The organism is Mesorhizobium sp. M7A.F.Ca.US.006.04.2.1, assembly GCF_004022915.1.
Classification (GTDB): domain Bacteria; phylum Pseudomonadota; class Alphaproteobacteria; order Rhizobiales; family Rhizobiaceae; genus Mesorhizobium; species Mesorhizobium ciceri.
Genome location: NZ_RZQA01000743.1, coordinates 1 through 3,261 on the forward strand (window position 1 = coordinate 1; position 3,261 = coordinate 3,261).

Consider the following 3,261-nt stretch of genomic DNA (forward strand, 5'->3'; position numbering starts at 1 on the left):
CTGCCGGTGACGCTCGCCCGCTTCGGCGCCGGAGCGGACGGCCTGGTGCAGGCGACAGTGACCGAACCCGCACCGACCATCATCTTCCCGCCCGACGGCGCCCGCGTCGATCTCGGCACCAATTCGGTCGACGCCTCGCCGCTGGTGCTGAAACTGCAAGGCGGCCGTGCGCCATTCCGCTGGCTGGCCAACGGCAAGCCGCTGGTGGGCATCGACCGTCGCCGCACCGCGACCTGGCAGCCCGACGGCGCCGGCTATTCGACGCTGACCGTCATCGACGCCGCGGGACGCGCGGCGAGCGTGAAGGTGTTTGTCGAATAGACGGCTGCAAGCGATTCGTGGAATTGGCTTTCCACAGGCTCAGCGGATAGCGGGATACTTCACCCATGCCTGTTCCGAGGCACCCCCCTCTGGCCGGCCGGCGATCTCCCCCGCAAGGAGGGCGATCGGATGTCCTTGCCGCTTTCGCCAGTTATCAATGGTGGAGCAGGACGCCAAAGCTGCCAATCTCCCCCCTTGCGGGGGAGATACCTGGCAAGGCAGAGGGGGGTGCCTCGCGCGATCCTTTCCTGTCGGCAGCCTCAGCACTGGCAGCAACAATCCTTGTCACGGCAATCACCCTCCCTGCTCTCGCTGACCCACTCCCCGCCGGCTTTGTCCGGCTCGCCGATGTCGACCCCTCGATCCGCCAGGACATCCGCTACGCCGGATCGGATAATTTTCTGCACCGCAAGGTGAACGGCTATGGCGCCCCGGTCTGCATCCTCACCGAGGATGCGGCGAAGGCACTCTCCGCTGTCCAGAAAGCGATCGCGGCCAAACACCTGACCCTGGTGGTGTTCGATTGCTACCGCCCTGCCCGCGCCGTCGCCGACATGGGCGAATGGACAAAACAGGGCGGGCCGCCCGATCCGCAATGGTATCCGGAGGTCAGGCGCAGCGACCTGATCGCCAAGGGCTATGTCGGAGAGTTGTCGACTCATTCACGTGGCTCGACCGTCGACGTCGCCGTCGCCCGGATGGACCGCAGGTCCAGCCCGAACCCGGCCTGCGGCACCGGGGATGCCGACACGCTCGATTTCGGTACCGGTTTCGACTGCTTTGATTCAATGAGCGAAACCGCATATCGCGGCCCTGCCAGTGAAGCGGCGGCAAATCGCAAGATGCTTGTCGAAGCCATGCGCGCGGGCCGCTTCAAGAACTATGCAAGGGAATGGTGGCACTTCACGCTGAAAAGCGAACCGTTCGCCAAACAGCGTTTCGACTTTCCCATCACCGCCGATTGAGGCACCGGATCAAATTCCACACCTTGCCTCGGCACTACCCATTGCTAGATAGGCTGAGTGGCAGGGCCATGGATTCTTCCTTTGGCCGCAAGAGGAAAATATTTCTCCAAAGGACGAAATGGCGCCGAACATTTTCTCAAGAGGGGCAAAAAAGGCAACATTGAATGCATCTAATTTCTACCAATTCGGTAGATTTGGCGCGGGTTCAACGGAGGCAGAAATGACCAAACCTCATTTCAGGAAACTGCTCGGCGCACTGGTCGCCACATCTGTCCAGTTCGGCACGCTCGGTTTCGCGTTTGCCGATACCACCATTCTCAACGTCTCCTACGATCCGACACGCGAGCTCTACAAGGCCTATGACGAAGCTTTCGTCGCCCATTGGAAGGCCGAGACCGGAGAGACGGTCACCGTCCAGCAGTCGCATGGCGGATCGGGCGCCCAGGCCCGCGCCGTGATCGACGGCCTCGACGCCGATGTGGTGACGCTGGCACTCGAAGGCGACATCAATGCCATCGTCTCGAAGTCGAAGAAGATCAATCCGGACTGGCGCACCAAATTCGAAAACAATTCGGCGCCCTACACCTCGACCATCATCTTCCTCGTGCGCAAGGGCAATCCCAAGGGCATTCACGACTGGAGCGACCTCGTCAAGGACGGTGTCCAGGTGATCACGCCCAATCCCAAGACGTCCGGCGGCGCGCGCTGGAACTATCTCGCCGCATGGGCCTACGCCAACGCCAATGACGGCGGCGACGAGACCAAGACCAAGGAGTTCGTCGGCAAGCTCTACGCCAATGCCCCGGTGCTCGACACCGGCGCGCGCGGCTCGACCGTGACCTTCGCGCAAAAGGGTCTCGGCGATGTGCTTATCGCCTGGGAAAACGAGGCCTATCTGGCGCTCGACGAGTTCGGTGCCGACAATTTCGACATCGTCTACCCGCCGACCTCCATCCTGGCAGAACCGCCGGTGGCAGTGGTCGACGCCAATGTCGATGCCAAGGGCACGCGCAAGATCGCCGAAGCCTATCTGAGCTGGCTCTATTCCAAAGAAGCGCAGACGATCATCGCCAAGAACCATTATCGTCCTGCCAAGCCCGATCTGGTGCCGGCCGAGGACCTCGCCAAGCTGCCGCCGATCAAACTTGTAACCATCGACGATCCACAGTTTGGTGGCTGGAAAAAAGCACAGCCTTATCATTTCGGCGATGGTGGTATATTCGACCAGATCTACAAGCCCCAGTAAGCAGTCGATATTCAGGACGACATGACCACAGCACCCGCCCAAGCGGGGTGGCGATTCAGGCAGCCGAGCGTCATTCCGGGTTTCGGATTGACGCTCGGCTTCTCGCTTGCCTACCTCACCCTCATCATCCTCATCCCGCTATCCGGGCTGCTCTGGCGCTCGGCCGCCCTTGGCTGGCCTGAATTCTGGGCGATCGCCACCGATCGCCGCACCATCAATGCGCTGAGAATCAGCTTCGGCACTGCCTTCGTCGCGGCTGCTGTCAACGTCGTCTTCGGCACGCTGGTCGCATGGGTGCTGGTGCGTTACCGCTTCCCCGGCCGCCGCATCGTCGATGCCATGGTCGATCTGCCCTTCGCCTTGCCGACGGCTGTGGCCGGCATCGCGCTGACCACGCTCTACGCGCCGAACGGCTGGATCGGCAAATTGCTGATGCCGCTCGGCATCAAGGTCGCCTATACCCCGCTGGGTATCGTCATCGCGCTGATCTTCATCGGCCTGCCCTTCGTCGTGCGCACCGTGCAGCCGATCATGGAGGAGATCGACAAGGAAGTGGAGGAAGCCGCGGCCACCCTTGGCGCCAATCGTTTCCAGATCATCACCCGCATCCTGTTTCCGGGCCTGGCGCCGGCCATCGTCACCGGCTTCGCGCTCGCCTTCGCGCGCGGCGTCGGCGAATACGGCTCGGTCATCTTCATAGCCGGCAACTTGCCCTACAAATCAGAGATC

General features: G+C 62.0%; 3 protein-coding genes and 1 pseudogene. All 4 read left to right on the forward strand.

Annotated features, from left to right (window positions below):
- Positions 1-321: pseudogene (locus tag EN925_RS29205) on the forward strand (penicillin-binding protein 1C); the annotation flags it as partial.
- Between the two features lie 65 nt (positions 322-386).
- Positions 387-1,286, forward strand: a complete 900-nt coding sequence (locus EN925_RS29210) for a M15 family metallopeptidase (protein WP_127385290.1) — start codon at positions 387-389, stop codon at positions 1,284-1,286.
- 220 nt (positions 1,287-1,506) lie between these two features.
- A complete protein-coding gene (locus tag EN925_RS29215) occupies positions 1,507-2,532 on the forward strand; it encodes a sulfate ABC transporter substrate-binding protein (protein WP_013530876.1) in 1,026 nt (341 codons plus the stop codon).
- A gap of 21 nt (positions 2,533-2,553) precedes the next feature.
- Positions 2,554-3,261 (forward strand): sulfate ABC transporter permease subunit CysT (gene cysT, locus EN925_RS29220; RefSeq protein WP_128337112.1); only part of this gene is annotated, 708 nt, incomplete at its 3' end.